Genomic DNA, 15,774 nt, shown 5'->3' with positions numbered 1-15,774 from the left:
GGGGCTTTTATGCATGCAGCTGCTTGCATGACGCAGAAGTCAGGCCAGCAGCGAGGGCTTCAGCTGCTGGAGGCGGCCGAGCAGGCCGTTAATGAACGACGGCGATTCATCCGTTGAGAGCGTCTTGGCCAGGGCCACGGCTTCGCTGACGGCGACGCCGTCGGGTACGTCGTCGTTGTACAGGAGCTCCCAGGTGCCAATACGCAGGATGATGCGGTCAACGGAGGGCATGCGCTCCAGGGTCCAGCCTTGCGAGTACGTTTCGAGGAACTCATCGATTGCCGGCTGCAGCGACACGACACCCTCGACGATTTCCACCGTGTAGGGGTTGACGATCTGGTCAGTCTTCTCACGCCGGGCGCGCAGCACGTCAAACGCGGAAACCGAGCGCTGCTCAGCCTCAAAGAGGACGTCCAAGGCCCTGTTACGGGCTTTACCGCGGGCGCTCACTACTCGCTGACCCTGCCCAGGTAGCTGCCGTCACGGGTGTCGACCTTGACCTTGGTGTTGTTCTCGACGAACAGGGGCACCTGGATCTCGTAACCGGTCTCCAGGGTGGCCGGCTTCGTTCCGGCGGACGAGCGGTCGCCCTGCAGGCCCGGCTCGGTGTAGGTGATTTCGAGCACAACGCTCGGCGGCAGCTCGATGTAGAGCGGGGTGCCTTCGTGGATGGCGATGTTGACCATCTGGTTTTCGAGCATGAAGTTGGTGGCGTCGCCCACCGTGGCGCCGGAGACGGTGATCTGGTCGTAGTCCTGGGTGTCCATGAACACGAAGTCCGCGCCGTCCTGGTACAGGTACTGGTAATCGCGGCGGTCCACAGTGGCGGTCTCGATCTTGAGGCCGGCGTTGAAAGTCTTGTCGACCACCTTGCCGGACATGACGTTGCGCATCTTGGTGCGCACGAACGCTCCACCCTTGCCAGGCTTGACGTGCTGGAACTCGATGACGTTCCAGAGCTGGCCCTCGAGCTTCAGGACGGTCCCGTTCTTGATGTCGTTTGTGGTTGCCACTGGTTTCCTCTGGTTTCTATCTGACTGCCTCTGGCTGCCAGCCGTATATGCCAAGCCGGCATGCCGAACGGCGCCGCCAGCGTGTGTTTATCAAAAATCCAAGAACCATTCTAACGGAAATGTGGACCGGCTCCGTCAGCCCGGCCCACCGCCGCCGGTCAGGAAGCCAGGTCGAGCACGTCCCGGGCACGCTGCAGCGCCACCGTGGACGAGTAGATCAGCGCAGCGTCGGCCGACTGTTCAACCCTCAGGTCCAGCGCCCGGGCGAATGACTCCACGGCGGCGCCGATGTTTCCCGCGGCGAAGTGGGTCCTGCCGAGATACTGGTACACGAGCGCCTCGTTGGGCGTTCCCGCCGCCTCTGCGAGGAGTTGCCTGTAGAGCTCAACGGCAAGGTCGTAGCGGTGGGAGACGCGCAGCACTTCAGCCTCGAAAGCCCTCAGCCGGAACGACTCGGGATCTTTGTACCGCGCCTCGGCCAGCAGTTCAGCGGCATCGCACGCGTGCCCCTCCACCAGCAACACGAACACGCGGTCTGCCGGATCCGTGGACGCATCCAATGCTGCGGCACAGGCCTCGGGGCCGGTGATCTCCGGAATCAGGTCCTCCGGGTTGATCCTGATGCCGGGGAAGCCGCCGTCGGGCCACTCAATGGTTTCACCTGTGATGTCGCTCATCAGGACGCGATCTCCTGGTAGGCGGCAAAGAGCAGGGAGGTATCGGGAACCTCCAGGATCCCGGGCTTGCCGACGCCGTCGAGCACCACAAAACGGAGCAGGTCGCCGCGGGACTTCTTGTCGCGGCGCATGCCGTCCAGCAGGCCCTGCCAGCGGTCGCGGCGGTAGGTGACGGGAAGTCCCAGGGATTCCAGGATGCTCCGGTGGCGATCGGCGTCGGCGTCTCCGAGCCTGCCCACGCTGCGGGACAGTTCTGCGGCGAACATCATGCCCACCGATACCGCGGCGCCGTGCCGCCAAGAGTAGCGTTCCACGAGTTCAATCGCATGGCCGAGGGTGTGGCCGTAATTCAGGATTTCGCGCAGCCCGGATTCCTTGAGGTCCTCGGACACGACGCGGGCCTTGACCGCGATGGCGCGTTCAATGAGTTCACGGAGGACGTCCGACTGCGGGTCGGTGACGGCATCCGGGTTTTGCTCCACGAGGTCCAGGATGGCGGGGTCGGCAATGAAGCCGCACTTGATGACCTCGGCCATGCCGGAGATCAGCTCGTTCTTGGGCAGGGTGTTCAGCGTGTCCAGATCCGCCAGCACGGCGGCAGGCGGATGGAAGGCGCCCACGAGGTTCTTGCCTTCGGCCGTGTTGATGCCGGTCTTGCCGCCCACGGAGGCATCCACCATGCCGAGCAGGCTGGTGGGCATATGGATGACTTTGACTCCCCTGAGCCATGTGGCGGCGACGAAGCCGGCGAGGTCGGTGACAGCCCCGCCGCCGACCGAAACGACGGCGTCCGACCGCGTGAAGTCGTTTTGTCCCAGCACCTGCCAGCAGAAGGCGGCCACCTGGATGTGCTTGCCTTCTTCGGCATCGGGGATTTCCGCGGTAAGGGCGATGAAGCCGGCGGCTTCCAGTTCGTCCCTGACGGTGTCGCCCGTGAGGCGGAGGGCCCGGGGATGGATCACCAGGACGCGGCGGACCCGTTCACCGAGCAGTTCCGACAAGGCGCCGAGCAGGCCTCGTCCGACTACGACGTCGTAGTTGTCCCCAGCCGATTTGCCGGTGACCTTGATGACAGTTGATTCGCTCACTTTTCAACTTCCTGTTTTTCGGCCGGGATGGCGCTGGCCGCAGTATTCGCGGCTGTGTTTGCCGCGCGTGTTTTCTCCGTGGCGGAGGGCGCCGCGGTGGTGTTCCGTATGGCGCCGTCGGCTGTGCCGCCCGTCGCTGCCCCGCCGGTCCCTGTGTCGCCGGTCCCTGTGTCGCCGGTCCCTGTGGCGTAGGCGCGCAGCGCTTCCTCGAGCCGGCGTCCCAGTTCCGGTACCGAACCGCGGCGGACGTCCAGGACAATGTCCGCCAAGCGCTCGTAAACCGGCTTCCTGGTGGCGAACAGCGTCTTCCAGCGGCGGATTCCGTCACCGGCCAGCAGCGGGCGTCCGGAATTCCTGGTGATCCTCGCGGCGACGGTGTCCACATCGCATTCGAGGTACACCACGGTACAGCGCTCCAACAGCTGCTGTGTTCCGGAATCCAGGACGGAGCCCCCGCCGAGGGAGATGACCGTTGACGTGCCGGTGGCTTCTTCGACGACGCGCGCCACGATCCGCGCTTCGATCTCGCGGAACGCGTGCTCGCCGCGTCCCGCGAAGATGTCGGCAATGGAGCCGTGGTTCTCCACGATGACGGCGTCGGTGTCCACGAAGGGCGCACCGAGCTGCTGTGCCAACTGGTGCCCGATCGCCGACTTGCCCACGGCCATGGGGCCAATGAGCACGACTGGCCGGTTGCCCGTGCGGGGTGTATTGCTGAAGGACACTACTGTCCGATCGAGTCCAGGGACGCCGGAATGTTCTCGATGTAGCCCCTGATGTTCCGGGCCGTCTCCGCCACGGAGTCACCGCCGAACTTCTCGGTGACGGCTTCCGCGAGGACGAGGGCAACCATGGCCTCCGCCACGACACCGGCGGCCGGGACGGCACAGACGTCGGAGCGCTGGTGGTGGGCTTTGGCGGGCTCGCCGGTGCTGATATCGATGGTTTTCAGGGCGCGGGGAACCGTGGCGATCGGCTTCATGGCAGCCCGCACACGCAGGACGTCGCCAATGCTCATGCCGCCTTCGATGCCGCCGGCGCGGTTGGTGGTGCGGATAATCCTGCCGTCGGCGTCCTTGACGATTTCGTCGTGCGCGGCAGAACCGCGGCGGGCCGCGGTTCCGAACCCGTCCCCCACCTCCACGCCCTTGATGGCCTGGATGCCCATGAGGGCGGCGGCCAGGCGTGAATCAAGCCGGCGGTCCCAGTGGACGTAGCTGCCGAGTCCCGGCGGGAGCCCGTAGGCGAGCACCTCCACCACGCCACCGAGGGTTTCGCCTTCCTTGTGGGCGGCGTCCACCTCGGCCACCATGGCGTCCGAGGTTTCGCGGTCAAAGCACCGCAGCGGGTCGGCGTCGAGCGCGATGACGTTGTCCGGGACGGGGCGGGGCCTGCCCTCGGGGACCGTGACGCTGGCGATGGACACGGTGTGGCTTACGAGTTCGATGCCGAGGTGCTTCAGGAACTGCGCGGCGACCGTCCCCATGGCGACACGCGTGGCAGTCTCGCGGGCGCTGGCACGTTCAAGGACGGGCCGTGCTTCGTCGAAGCCGTATTTCTGCATCCCGGTGAAGTCTGCGTGCCCAGGCCGCGGACGGGTCAGCGGAGCGTTGCGGGCCTGGTCCGCGAGTGACTCGGGGTCAACGGGATCGGCAGACATGATCTGCTCCCACTTGGGCCATTCCGTGTTGCCGACCTGGACGGCGATGGGCCCGCCCTGGGTCAGTCCGTGGCGGACACCGCCGAGGATGGTGACCACATCCTGCTCGAACTTCATCCTGGCACCGCGGCCGTAACCGAGGCGGCGGCGCGCCAGGGCATCGGCGATCTGCCCGCTGGTGAGTTCAACACCGGCGGGAACGCCTTCGATAATTCCGACGAGGGCCGGGCCATGGGATTCACCGGCAGTCAACCAACGCAACATAGCATCCATCCTGCCACGTGGGGCGGTCAGAAGACGCGTCGGGGTGCCCCGACTGAGTCGCACATCACATCTATGACTTCGGCGCTGACGGCATCCTCGCGGCCCGTGAAGTAGCGGACCTGCTCGACGGCCTGGTAAAGCAGCATCTCGAGTCCGGGCACCACGTTCCCCCCGCCTTTCCGCCACGCGGCGGCGATGCGGCTCGGCCAGGGGTCGTAGGCGACGTCAAGCAGGACACCCTCCGTTGTCACGCCGAGCCCCTCCAGTTCGCCCGCCATTCCGTCGGCGGCGCGCGGCGGCAGGGTGGATATGACGACGTCGGCGGCCAGCATGCCGCTGACGGCTTCAGTCATGGGACGCACGGCGATGTCCATCGCCAGGCCCCGGGCGGCAGCCCTGGCTTCCGCGGCCCGGCGCGTGTCCCGGACATAGACGTCCACGGACGTCGCGCCGAGCTCCTGCAGCGCAGCCACAGCGGCTGCCGCAGTCCCCCCGCCGCCAAGCACCGCCGCGGCAGGAGCTTCGGCGGCACCGGCATTGCGAAGCGCGTTGACGATGCCGGCAACGTCCGTGTTGTACCCGATCCGCCGGCGGGAAGCGCCTTCGCCGTCGAACACCACAGTGTTGATGACGCCGAGTACACGGGCCACGCCGCGGACTTCATCGACCTCCCGGACCATGGCCTTCTTGAGGGGCATGGTGACGGACAGCCCGCACCAGCCCTGTTCGCCGCGTACGGAAGCCATGAAGGCCGGCAGGGATTCCTCGGTCACATCAATGGCGCTGTAATCGATCTCCTCCCCCAGTTCCGCGTAAGCGGCCAGATGGAGGGCAGGCGATTTGGAGTGCCCGATCGGATGACCGAGGACGGCCGCCCGGCGGCTCATACGCAACGGCCGGGGTTGGCCTCACACCACGCGTTGTACTGGTCAACGTACCGCTGGTGCTCCTCAAGCGTTTTGGAGAACTTGGTCTCCTTGGTGTCCAGGTTGATGGTCACCCAGTACATGTACTCATTGTTCTTCGGCTTGGCCGAAGCATCGATGGCAGTCTTCCCCGGTGAACCGATGGGGCCCACGGGCAGTCCCTGGTTCGCGTACGTGTTGTACGGATTGGACTTGTCCGCCTTCTCCTCTTCGGTAATGTGGAAGCTTTTTCGGCCCAGGCCGTAGGTGACCGTGGCGTCGGACTGGATCAGCCCGGCCGTCTCCGTGTTGTTGGGCTTGAGCCGGTTGTAGATGGCGCCTGCAACGTCCTTGTATTCCGCCTGGCCGCCTTCAGCCTGGACGATGCTCGCCACCGTCACCACGTCGTACTGCTTGGCGGGATCGGTGACGCCCTGAGCCTTCAGCTCGTCCTGCGTGATCTTGACAAGCTGCGTGAGGATCTCCTTGGGCGTAGTTCCCAGCGGGAACCGGTGCTCGCCTGGGGCAAGATAGCCCTCAAGGTTCTTTGCCTTCGCCGGGAGTCCGAACTGCTGGGGAGAATCACTTAACGATTTAAGCTGGGCCACGGGGATGCCGGAGCCCTCAGAGATCGCCTCCAGCGACTCGTTGATCCTGAGCCCGGCGCTCAGCGCAAAGTACATGACCTTGGCCTGCTGCTCGTTCAGCAGGACAGCAACGGCGTCCGAATTCTTCATTTCCTGTTTGAAGTCGTACTCGCCGGGAGACAGTGTGCCCCCCGAGGCGCTAAGTGCAGAAATGAACGTGTCTGCATTTGCCACGACTCTGGCTTCTTCGAGCTTGGCGGCCACCGACACCGGCCCTTCGCCAGGCTGGACTGACAGCTTGACCTGTCCCGTGCCGGGTCCCGGGTAATCGCTGGGCTTGTCGGTACCAAGCAGCGGCTTCAGGAACTGGGCACCGACGACGGTGGCCGTGACGAAAAGCGCCAACGTGAGCAGCAGCGCCACGAGGCGGCGCCGCCTGCGGACCTTCTTGGAAGGGCGGGCCACCGGTGTCACGCTCTGCGGGTTGGCGAGCAGCTGATGGCCCATAGCCTCATCTTCGTACGGCACATGGTCCTCGTAGCTCTCATGGTGGGCGTCGTGGTGGTACGCCGCGTAGTCCACGTCTGCGGGCGCTGCATGGTAGTGGGCCTCGTCGGCGTGGATCGCCGGGTCCCCGGACCCGTCATCGGCGTAGCCAGCGCCTGCGTGATGGGCGGCATCGTGGCCGGTGTGTGCAGGGTCAGCGTGCCCGTGGTCTGAGAGTGTGTGGTCTGAGTGTGCGTGATCTGTGTGTGTGTAATCGGTGGCGTCGCCGGCAGCGGCCCGGTGGGCTGCGGCGCGGTGCGCGGCGGCATGATGGTCAGCATGGTGGCCAGCGTCAGCGTGCACGCCATGTGCGCCCTCACTCGGCGCATCGGAGGCAGGCACCCGGCTGGCCGGTTCCTGAATGGTCGGTTCCTCGAAGCCTGGTGTCCGGCTGGCCGGTTCCTGAATGGCCGGTTCCTGAATGGTCGGCGGCACGGGCGGAACCAGTGGAACGCCGAGCGTGGGGGCCACCGCGTCCGGGGACGGGACCGGCGAAGCCGCGGCCCCGGGCAGCGTCCCGGAGACTGTTGGCTCGACCCGCCGCTGTGCCGGCGCAGGGGCCGCGGACTGCGGCACTGACGGGCGGCGTTCCGGGACGTCCGGGACGTCCGGGGCATCGTTTCCGGACTCGTAGGCCTGTTCAGGCACAAGGTCCGCGGCGTCCGCCGTGAGGGACTTCTCACGGGCACGGATTTCCTTGCGCGTCAGCGGCCGTCCGGTACCCCTGAAGTTCCTGCCGGAGGAGTCGTCGCTATTGACCGGGCTCACTGTAGCCTTCCATCTTCTGAAGATTGCGTGTCTTTTCCCGGGACAGCCTGCGCATCATTCTGCGTTGCGGCGTCACCGGTCAGCCCCGGCTGCGGAAGCGCGCGTACGCGGCTTCCCACATCCGTTCCCCTGGCTTTTTGCATGTCGATGGCGTGCTGCAGAATCCCCGCAGCAGCAACCTGATCCACCACTTTACGGTGATTTTTGCTGCTCATGCCAGCTTGGTGCAGGTGTCGGTGTGCCGTTACCGTGCTCAGGCGCTCATCCACAAGGTGCACGGGAACGTCCAATCCGGCGCGCTCGAGTGCCTGCACCAGCAGCTGGGCATACTCTGTGGCCATGCGGGCTGAGGCGTGTTCTTCGCCCTTCATGGTCCTCGGGAGGCCGACGAAAATCTGCACGGCGCCCCGGTCCGCCGCAAGGGCGGCAATGACCCGCACGTCCGAGTTCTTTTTCGGATTGCGGTCAAGGGTTTTCAAGGGCGTGGCCAGGATGGCGTCGCTGTCGCAAATGGCGACGCCGACCCGAACGGTGCCTACGTCTACCCCCAGTTTGATGCCCTGGGGATAGACGCCGGATTCAGCAGCTGAGGTCACGGATCCGCTAGCGCCGGGTGACGGCGTCGACGACTGCAGACAGCGCGGCGCCGACCTTGGACGCGTCGGTGCCGCCGCCCTGGGCGACGTCGTCCTTGCCGCCTCCGCCGCCGCCGAGGATGCCGGCCGCGAGCCGTACCAGCGCGCCGGCCTTGACGCCCGCAGCACGGGCAGCCTCGTTGGTGGCGATGAGAATCACCGGACGGTCGTTGCTGACGCCGGCGACCGCCACCGTGGACGCCTCTGACCCGAGACGGTTCCGCAGGTCGAGGGCCAGGCCCCGGAGGTCGTCGGCTCCGCCGACCTGCCCTGCATCATGGGCAATGACACGGACGCCGGCAGCGTCCTGGGCGGTCCCGACCAGCTGGGCGGCCGCCGCTGCGAGCTGTTCCTTGCGGAGACGCTCGAGCTCCTTTTCCGCCGTCTTGAGTTTGGTCAGCGTGGTGGCGATGCGGTCGGCAAGCTGGCCGGAGGGCACCTTCAGCATTTCTGTCAGCTCCGTGACGAGGGCGCGTTCCGCGGCAAGGTGCCGGAATGCATCCATGCCCACGAAGGCCTCCACACGGCGGTTTCCCGAGCCCACCGACTGCTCGCCGAGCAGCGACAGGCTGCCGATGAGTGACGTGTTCGAGACGTGCGTTCCGCCGCACAGCTCGCGCGACCACGCGCCGTCGATCTCCACGACGCGCACTTCGCTGCCGTAGTTCTCGCCGAACAGCGCCATGGCGCCGAGGGCCTTGGCCTCGGCGAGGGGCATCACCTTGGTGTCCACGCGGAAGTTGTTCCGGATGGCGAGGTTGGAGACCTCCTCGATCTCGGACCGGGTGGCGGAGCTGAGGCCCTCGCCCCAGGCGAAGTCGAAGCGCAGGTAGCCGGCCTTGTTGTACGAGCCGCGCTGGGTGGCCTGCGGGCCCAGAATCTGGTGCAGGGCAGCGTGCACGATGTGCGTGCCGGTGTGCGCCTGCTCGGCCGCGTGGCGCCGTTCGCGGTCCACCGCGGCCCTGACCAGGGCGTCGGCGGCGATTTCACCTTCGCGGACCACGGCCTTGTGGACGCTCAGGCCCCTCACTGGACGCTGCACGTCCAGGACTTCGACGACGAAGCCGTCGCCCGTGATCAGGCCGGTGTCGGCAGCCTGGCCGCCGGCTTCCGCGTAGAACGGGGTTTCGGCGAGGACCAGTTCGATCTCGTCGCCGGTGGCGGCCTGGGAGACCTTGCGGCCGGCGTTGAGGATTCCGCGGACCCGGGATTCGCCCTCGAGCTCGGTGTAACCCGTGAAGACCGTTTCGCCCTCGGACAGCAGTTCCTGGAAGGCGCTGACGTCGGCGTGGGCGCCCTTCTTGCCCTTGGCGTCCGCCTGGGCGCGCTTGCGCTGTTCGAGCATGAGCTTGCGGAACTCGGGCTCGTCCACCTTCAGGCCGGCTTCCTCGGCCATTTCCAGGGTCAGGTCGATCGGGAACCCGTACGTGTCGTGGAGGGTGAAGGCGTCGGCTCCGGACAGCGGACGCCCGGCGGCCTTGGATTCGTTGACGGCGTCTTCGAGGCGCGCGGTGCCCGAGGCGATGGTCCGCAGGAAGGCCTTTTCTTCTGCGTAGGCGATGCGGCTGATGCGGTCGAAGTCCGTCTCCACCACCGGGTAGACACCCTTCATGGCGTCGCGGGACGCGGGCAGGAGGTCCGGCAGGCAGGCCTTTTCGACGCCGAGCAGGCGCATCGAACGCACGGCACGGCGGATCAGCCGGCGCAGCACGTAGCCGCGGCCTTCGTTGGAGGGCGTCACACCGTCGGCGATGAGCATCAGGGCCGAACGGATGTGGTCGCCGACGACGCGCATGCGGACGTCGTCCGTGTGGTGGGGGTCGTCCACGGTTTCGGCGGAGGTGTATTCCTTGCCGGAGAGCTCGGCGGCCTTGTCGATCACGGGCCGGACCTGGTCGGTCTCGTACATGTTCTCGACGCCCTGCAGGATCATGGCGAGCCGCTCCATGCCGAGGCCGGTGTCGATGTTCTTCTTGGGCAGTTCACCAACGATGTCGAAATCGTCCTTCGAGCGGACGTTGTCGATCTGGTACTGCATGAACACCAGGTTCCAGATTTCGACGTAGCGGTTCTCGTCGGCGATGGGGCCGCCTTCGACGCCGTATTCGGTGCCGCGGTCGTAGTAGATCTCCGAGCAGGGGCCGGCCGGGCCGGGCTGGCCGGTGTGCCAGTAGTTGTCAGCCTTGCCCATGCGCTGGATCCGGCTGGCCGGGACGCCGGTGTTCTTCAGCCAGAGGTCCTTGGCTTCGTCGTCTTCTTCGTAGACGGTCACCCAGAGCAGTTCCGGCGGAAGTCCATACCCGCCGTCGTCCACGCTCGTGGTGAGCAGTTCCCAAGCGAACTTGATGGCGTCTTCCTTGAAGTAGTCGCCGAAGGAAAAGTTGCCGCACATCTGGAAGAACGTGCCGTGGCGGGCTGTCTTGCCCACTTCTTCGATGTCACCGGTGCGGATGCACTTCTGGACGCTGGTGGCACGGGAGTAGGGGGCTTCCTCACGGGCGGTCAGGTAAGGGATGAACGGGACCATGCCCGCAACCGTGAACAGCAGGGACGGGTCGCTGGAGACCAGCGACGCGGAGGGAACCGCGGTGTGGCCTTTGCTGACAAAAAAGTCCACCCAGCGCTTTGTGATCTCCTGCGACTTCATGAGCTGATTTCATACCCTTCGTGGTTCACGCGGTGTGGCGCGTGACAGTTTTGTTTCAGATGCAGGCCCGGCGTAGCCGGCCCGCTGGTTTAATTCTCGCGCGTTTCCGCCGCGCGGCCGTGCCTAGCTGCGGGCAAGGTCCTGGGACTCGACGCCGAGCGCGCTGCGCAGGTCGGTTTCCCGCTCCCGCATTCCGGCACGGACGGCATCGGCGAAGTCGTAGACGCCGTCAGCCAGCCGCCCCACCGCCCGGTTCAGGCCTTCCGGCCCCAGGTTTGCCTGCGCCTCTGTGACCTTGCGGAACGCGATGACACCGATGGCGACGCCGATTCCCATCCAGACAAGTCTCTTCATATCAATTCTCCGGATGGTTAGCGGCTGCGACGGCCGGTGGCGGGCTTCTTGCGGGCGGCCAGGGCGGAGCGCACGCCATAGCTGAAGGCGGCCACCTTGATCAGCGGAGAGCCCACCGTGGCGGCAACGAGGGAGGACAGCGCCGAGATGTTCGCCGAGGCGTCCGAAACGTTGGACGCGATGCCGTCCACCTTCTTCAGCTGCTGGTTCGTGGTGGAGACGGTCGCCGTGACTTCGTCCATGAGGGGCGTCGCTCCGTCGCTGATGGAACGGATCGAGGTCCGCACCTCATCGAAGACCCGCCCCAGCTTGAGGATGGGGACAGCAAGCAACAGGACCAGGAGCGCAAATACCCCGGCCGCGATCAGGCCGGCAATATCGCCACCAGACATAGACGTTCATCTCCTTGAAACTCCGTGGAACGGAACATCGTGCTCGGCGGCAGCGTGCTGCAACCGCGGATGTCCCCCAAGTACCTTACATACAAAGAAGCCCGCGGCGCTTGCCACGGGCTTCTTTGGAACGCTGCCGAAGATTTAGCGTGCGTAGAATTCGACGACGAGCTGCTCTTCGCAGGTCACGGGGACCTCGGAGCGCTTCGGGCGGCGAACCAGGCGTGCCTGCAGGGCGTCAAGCTTGACGTCCAGGTAGGCCGGAACGGCGGGCAGGACGTCGCGGTGTGCGCCGGCTGCTGCAACCTGGAACGGAGGCATGGTTTCGCTGCGGCTGTGAACGTGGACCAGCTGGCCCTCGCCGACGCGGAAGGACGGGCGGTCAACGCGGATGCCGTCAACCAGGATGTGGCGGTGCACAACCAGCTGGCGGGCCTGGGCGATCGTGCGGGCGAAGCCGGCACGGAGCACGAGGGCGTCAAGGCGCATTTCGAGCAGTTCGATCAGGTTTTCACCGGTCAGGCCCTTGGTGCGGCGTGCTTCTTCGAAGGCACGGGTCATCTGGGCTTCGCGGATGCCGTACTGGGCGCGCAGGCGCTGCTTTTCGCGCAGACGAACGGCGTAGTCGGAGTCCTGCTTCTTGCGGGCACGGCCATGCTCACCGGGGCCGTACGGGCGGCGCTCCATGTACTTGGCGGCCTTGGGGGTCAGAGCGATGCCGAGGGACCGCGAGAGGCGGGCCTGACGGCGAGCACGAGTGTTGTTAGCCACTTGTGTCCTTCCAATATCTGCGGTGTGTCAGTGTTACTGGCCTCCACGATGGAGAGCATCGGCCAACCGCTGCCTTTTGCTACTGGGCACAGGCATAACCTCACCAACAGCATGAAATGCTGAAATACAGTGGATTTTGCGTCCGTGCCTTGCCAGACAAACATCCATCCTACCACGGGGCTCACCTGCCCCGGATGATCTTCCTCAGCCGCTCCAGCCGCACTGCGATGTCACGCTCCGCGCCGTTGCCGGTGGGCTCGTAGTAGTCACGGCCCACGAGGTCGTCGGGCGGATACTGCTGGCTGGCCACGGAGTGCGGGGCATCGTGGGCGTACTTGTAGCCCACCCCATGGCCCAGCTGCTTGGAACCGGGGTAGTGCGCATCGCGCAGATGCGGGGGGATGCCGACGCCCAGCCCGGCGCGTACATCGGCAATGGCCTTGTTGATGCCCATATACGCGGCGTTTGATTTTGGCGCGGTAGCCAGGTGGACCACGGCCTCGGCAAGGACGATCCGGCCCTCCGGCATGCCGATCAGCTGGACCGCCTGGGCCGCCGCCACGGCGGTCTGCAGGGCGGTGGGGTCCGCCATGCCGACGTCCTCGGCTGCGGAGATCACAAGGCGGCGGGCCACGAAGCGCGGGTCCTCCCCCGCCTCCAGCATCCTGGCGAGGTAGTGCAGGGACGCGTCCACGTCGGAGCCCCGGATGGATTTGATGAAGGCGCTGGCGACGTCATAGTGCTGGTCTCCGGCGCGGTCGTAGCGGACAGCCGCGGCATCCAGCGCGCGTTCGGTGTGACGCAGCTCGACTATCACCGGCTCGCCGGCACCCGCAGCGGCCGTGTCCTCACCCGCATCCGCACCGCTTGTGTCCTCACCGGCCGCTTCGTCGGGTTTGGTATGGCCGACGTCGTCGGCGTCGCCGTACGCAACCCCGGCCGCCGCTTCGAGTGCTGTCAGGGCCCGCCGTGCGTCCCCGCCGGACAGCCGCACGAGGTGGTCAAGAGCCTCCGGAGTCAGCCGGACTTTGCCGTTCAGCCCCCTTGGATCCTCGACCGCCCGCACCAGCAGGCCTTCTATGTCGGCGTCGGTCAGCGGCTTGAGGGTGAGAAGCAGGGAGCGGGAGAGCAGGGGCGAGACCACGGAGAAGGACGGATTCTCGGTCGTAGCCGCCACTAGCACCACCCAGCGGTTCTCGACACCAGGCAGCAGCGCGTCCTGCTGGGCCTTGTTGAACCGGTGGATCTCGTCCAGGAACAGCACGGTGGTGGTCTTGTACAGGTCCCGGGCCGTCAGCGCCTCATCCATAACCCTGCGGACATCCTTGATTCCGGCCGTGATGGCCGAGAGTTCCACGAACTTCCGCCCTGGGCCCCTGGCAATCACGTGCGCAAGGGTTGTCTTTCCGGTGCCCGGCGGCCCCCAGAGAATGAGGGAGCTGGGGCCGGCCGGACCCCCGGCGTCTGCGCCGGCGGCGAGCTGGCGCAGCGGTGAACCCGGTCCCAGCAGGTGCTGCTGACCCACGACGTCGTCGATGGTGCGCGGCCGCATCCGGACGGCAAGCGGGCTGCGCGGCGAGGCGGTCCGGAACCCGCCCGGTGTCCCCGACGGCAAGCGGCCGCCGGCACTGGCGACATTGCCCGCGCTGACGGCGTCACTGCCGCCGTCGTCGCCGTCGTCGTCGTTGCCCCGCCCGGAGCCGAAGAGATCATCCACATAGATAGGCTACTCATAGATTGAGCGGGCAAGATCCGGTCACGGAGTCCGGTCACGTAAGTCCGGGCACGAAAAGCAGAGGATGCGGCAATGCCACACAGCGGTGCACCAGCCGGACGTCCCGCTCCGCCGACCCGGACAGCCTTTGTGCCAGGTCCGCGGCTGGCCGGCTGGGTGGAGCGGTTCGGCGCCAGCCACGGCGCGCTTGAGATTGAGGACCACGACGACGGCGTGCGGCTGCTTGCCGCTGATGGCGCCAGCGCGCTGCTGCAGGCGCCCTGGCCGGATGACGGCCGGCCGGGTCGCGGAGCCGGACTCGTGGAGCGGCTGGCCTCGCTGTCCTCCCAGCCCCGCAGCATCGGCCTGCTGCTGGTGCGCCGCGGCGGATACGGTGTGGCCGTCGCCAGCGGCGGTGTCATCCTTGCATCCAAAACAGGCTCCAAGTACGTGCAGTCCCGGACGGCCGCCGGGGGCCAGTCCCAGCAAAGGTTCGCGCGGCGCCGCTCCAACCAGGCCGACGCGATGGTGGAGGCCGTCGCTGAACAGGCCAGGCATGTTTTTAACGGACAGGCCTTTGAATATCTCGTGCCCGGCGGCGACCGTTCACTGGCAGACCAGGTGCTCAGCCAGCCTGCCCTCAAGGCTTACGCCCCAGTGTCTCGCCTGGCCTACCTGGATGTCCCCGATCCGCGTGCGGCCGTGCTGAGGAAGGCAGCGGCGGACGCCTGCGCAGTGCGGGTCACGGTGAACGATCCGCCGGCCTAGCGCGCGTCTAAACCCGCCGCCACCTGCCATTTCGATGTTGCCATTTCGACGGTTCCCTGCCGGTCCGATGCTTCGCGGCGTCGAGTGCGCAGGGAACCGTCGAAACGGCGGCCCGGCGCCCACGCCTAGCAGCCGGTCAGGTGCCGCTTGGGCCGCTCCTGCCGGTAGAAGTAGCGGCCGGCCTCCCGGAATCCTGACCGGGCATAGAGTTCTCTGGCGGCCAGGTTGGCTGCGGTGACCAGGAGCCAGTAGCCGTCCAGCTTCCGTGCCGCTCCGGCCACCAGCAATGACTGCAGAATCCGCGTCGCGTGACCGCGGCGCCGGGCATCGGGCCGGGTGGCCATGCAGTACAAGCCACCGTATTTGCCTGCCCCGCCTGGTTTGTCTGTCCCACCTGGCGGAAGAGCGAGCCGTCCGACGGCGGCGGGCCTGCCGCCGTCGTCCCTCACCAGGGCATACACCGACGGGCATCCGGTGAGGATTTCCTGGGCGGTCTTGAGCGCCGCGGCACCCCCGCGGCCATCGACGGACCACCACAGCTCGAGCCATTCCGCGGAAGGATGCTCGGAGAGTTCGACGGCGGCATCCGCGGCGACTGTGCCCTCCGCCTCCGCCGATCCCAGGGCCATGACGAGCGTTTCGGACTGTTTGGTGAAGCCCTGCCGGTCGAGCAGGCAATTCAGCTGGGCTGCGGAAGGGCTGTCGAAGACCTGGTAGATCACCGGCAGCCGGCGCTTCCGGTACCAGGCAACTGCCTCCCGTGCGGCGGCCGCCGGATCCGCAGCGGGCATGCGAGGCCAGACGGAGTTCGCCCGCTGTGTGACGCCCTCCGCCGCCCGGAGCACCCACTCCCCTGTGTCGAGGCGGTCAGGAGCGGGCCACGCGGCATCCATCAGCACTTCCAGGCCGGGCAGTGATTCGGCCGTCATCGAGGTCCTCCGTCCGCGGCTGCATGGCGCGCTAGCCAAAGAAGGGGCTCCCCGTT

The 15,774-nt window shown here is 66.6% G+C and carries 15 protein-coding genes and 1 pseudogene; 1 reads left to right on the top strand and 15 read right to left on the bottom strand.

Going from position 1 to position 15,774, the window contains the following annotated elements; genetic code table 11:
• Window positions 1-39 precede the first annotated feature (39 nt).
• From nusB to AC5RUM_RS08340, 14 genes and pseudogenes are all read right to left on the bottom strand, one after another.
• Window positions 40-450, bottom strand: a complete 411-nt coding sequence (gene nusB / locus AC5RUM_RS08405) for a transcription antitermination factor NusB (protein WP_494034500.1) — start codon at window positions 448-450, stop codon at window positions 40-42.
• The gene (gene efp / locus AC5RUM_RS08400; RefSeq protein ID WP_400576102.1) at window positions 450-1,013 is read right to left on the bottom strand and encodes an elongation factor P; all 564 of its coding nucleotides are present in this window, start codon (window positions 1,011-1,013) and stop codon (window positions 450-452) included. Before efp ends, nusB begins: the two co-directional genes overlap by 1 nt.
• Before the next feature lie 158 nt (window positions 1,014-1,171).
• A complete protein-coding gene (locus tag AC5RUM_RS08395) occupies window positions 1,172-1,690 on the bottom strand; it encodes a tetratricopeptide repeat protein (protein ID WP_494034499.1) in 519 nt (172 codons plus the stop codon).
• Window positions 1,690-2,778 carry a 3-dehydroquinate synthase gene (gene aroB, locus AC5RUM_RS08390; protein ID WP_494034498.1) on the bottom strand — a complete coding sequence of 363 codons (1,089 nt, stop codon included), beginning with the start codon at window positions 2,776-2,778 and terminating at the stop codon, window positions 1,690-1,692. The genes AC5RUM_RS08395 and aroB overlap by 1 nt, the downstream gene beginning before the upstream one ends.
• 185 nt (window positions 2,779-2,963) lie before the next feature.
• Window positions 2,964-3,446: pseudogene (locus tag AC5RUM_RS08385) on the bottom strand (shikimate kinase); the annotation flags it as partial.
• A 56-nt stretch (window positions 3,447-3,502) separates the two neighbouring features.
• Window positions 3,503-4,702 (bottom strand): chorismate synthase, encoded by a 1,200-nt coding sequence (aroC, locus tag AC5RUM_RS08380; RefSeq protein ID WP_494034497.1) that lies wholly within the window; start codon window positions 4,700-4,702, stop codon window positions 3,503-3,505.
• 26 nt (window positions 4,703-4,728) lie between these two features.
• Window positions 4,729-5,589, bottom strand: a complete 861-nt coding sequence (locus tag AC5RUM_RS08375; protein WP_494034496.1) for a shikimate dehydrogenase — start codon at window positions 5,587-5,589, stop codon at window positions 4,729-4,731.
• Entirely contained in the window at window positions 5,586-7,508 is a 1,923-nt protein-coding gene (gene mltG / locus AC5RUM_RS08370; RefSeq protein ID WP_494034495.1) for an endolytic transglycosylase MltG, read from the bottom strand. The genes AC5RUM_RS08375 and mltG overlap by 4 nt, the downstream gene beginning before the upstream one ends.
• The gene (gene ruvX / locus AC5RUM_RS08365) at window positions 7,505-8,104 is read right to left on the bottom strand and encodes a Holliday junction resolvase RuvX (protein WP_494034494.1); all 600 of its coding nucleotides are present in this window, start codon (window positions 8,102-8,104) and stop codon (window positions 7,505-7,507) included. The genes mltG and ruvX overlap by 4 nt, the downstream gene beginning before the upstream one ends.
• Before the next feature lie 7 nt (window positions 8,105-8,111).
• Window positions 8,112-10,790, bottom strand: a complete 2,679-nt coding sequence (gene alaS, locus AC5RUM_RS08360; RefSeq protein ID WP_494034493.1) for an alanine--tRNA ligase — start codon at window positions 10,788-10,790, stop codon at window positions 8,112-8,114.
• Window positions 10,791-10,913: 123 nt separating this feature from the next.
• On the bottom strand, window positions 10,914-11,144 hold the full coding sequence (locus AC5RUM_RS08355; protein WP_494034492.1) for a DUF6167 family protein: 231 nt from the start codon (window positions 11,142-11,144) through the stop codon (window positions 10,914-10,916).
• 17 nt (window positions 11,145-11,161) lie between these two features.
• Entirely contained in the window at window positions 11,162-11,536 is a 375-nt protein-coding gene (locus tag AC5RUM_RS08350; RefSeq protein WP_400576085.1) for a DUF948 domain-containing protein, read from the bottom strand.
• A 144-nt stretch (window positions 11,537-11,680) separates the two neighbouring features.
• Entirely contained in the window at window positions 11,681-12,307 is a 627-nt protein-coding gene (gene rpsD, locus AC5RUM_RS08345; protein WP_400576083.1) for a 30S ribosomal protein S4, read from the bottom strand.
• A 181-nt stretch (window positions 12,308-12,488) separates the two neighbouring features.
• Complete coding sequence (locus tag AC5RUM_RS08340; protein ID WP_494034491.1) at window positions 12,489-14,024, bottom strand: replication-associated recombination protein A; 1,536 nt, start codon at window positions 14,022-14,024, stop codon at window positions 12,489-12,491.
• 90 nt (window positions 14,025-14,114) lie between these two features.
• Here AC5RUM_RS08340 and AC5RUM_RS08335 point away from each other — a divergent pair, with 90 nt between their 5' ends.
• Window positions 14,115-14,789, top strand: a complete 675-nt coding sequence (locus AC5RUM_RS08335; RefSeq protein WP_494034490.1) for an acVLRF1 family peptidyl-tRNA hydrolase — start codon at window positions 14,115-14,117, stop codon at window positions 14,787-14,789.
• A 125-nt stretch (window positions 14,790-14,914) separates the two neighbouring features.
• On the opposite strand, the gene AC5RUM_RS08330 is transcribed toward AC5RUM_RS08335, so the two are convergent.
• On the bottom strand, window positions 14,915-15,718 hold the full coding sequence (locus tag AC5RUM_RS08330) for a GNAT family N-acetyltransferase (RefSeq protein WP_494034489.1): 804 nt from the start codon (window positions 15,716-15,718) through the stop codon (window positions 14,915-14,917).
• Window positions 15,719-15,774 lie beyond the last annotated feature (56 nt).

This window comes from Arthrobacter sp. B2060, assembly GCF_059090445.1.
The sequence above is the reverse complement of the archived record's forward strand: the minus strand, read 5'-3'. Positions and strand labels throughout refer to the sequence as shown.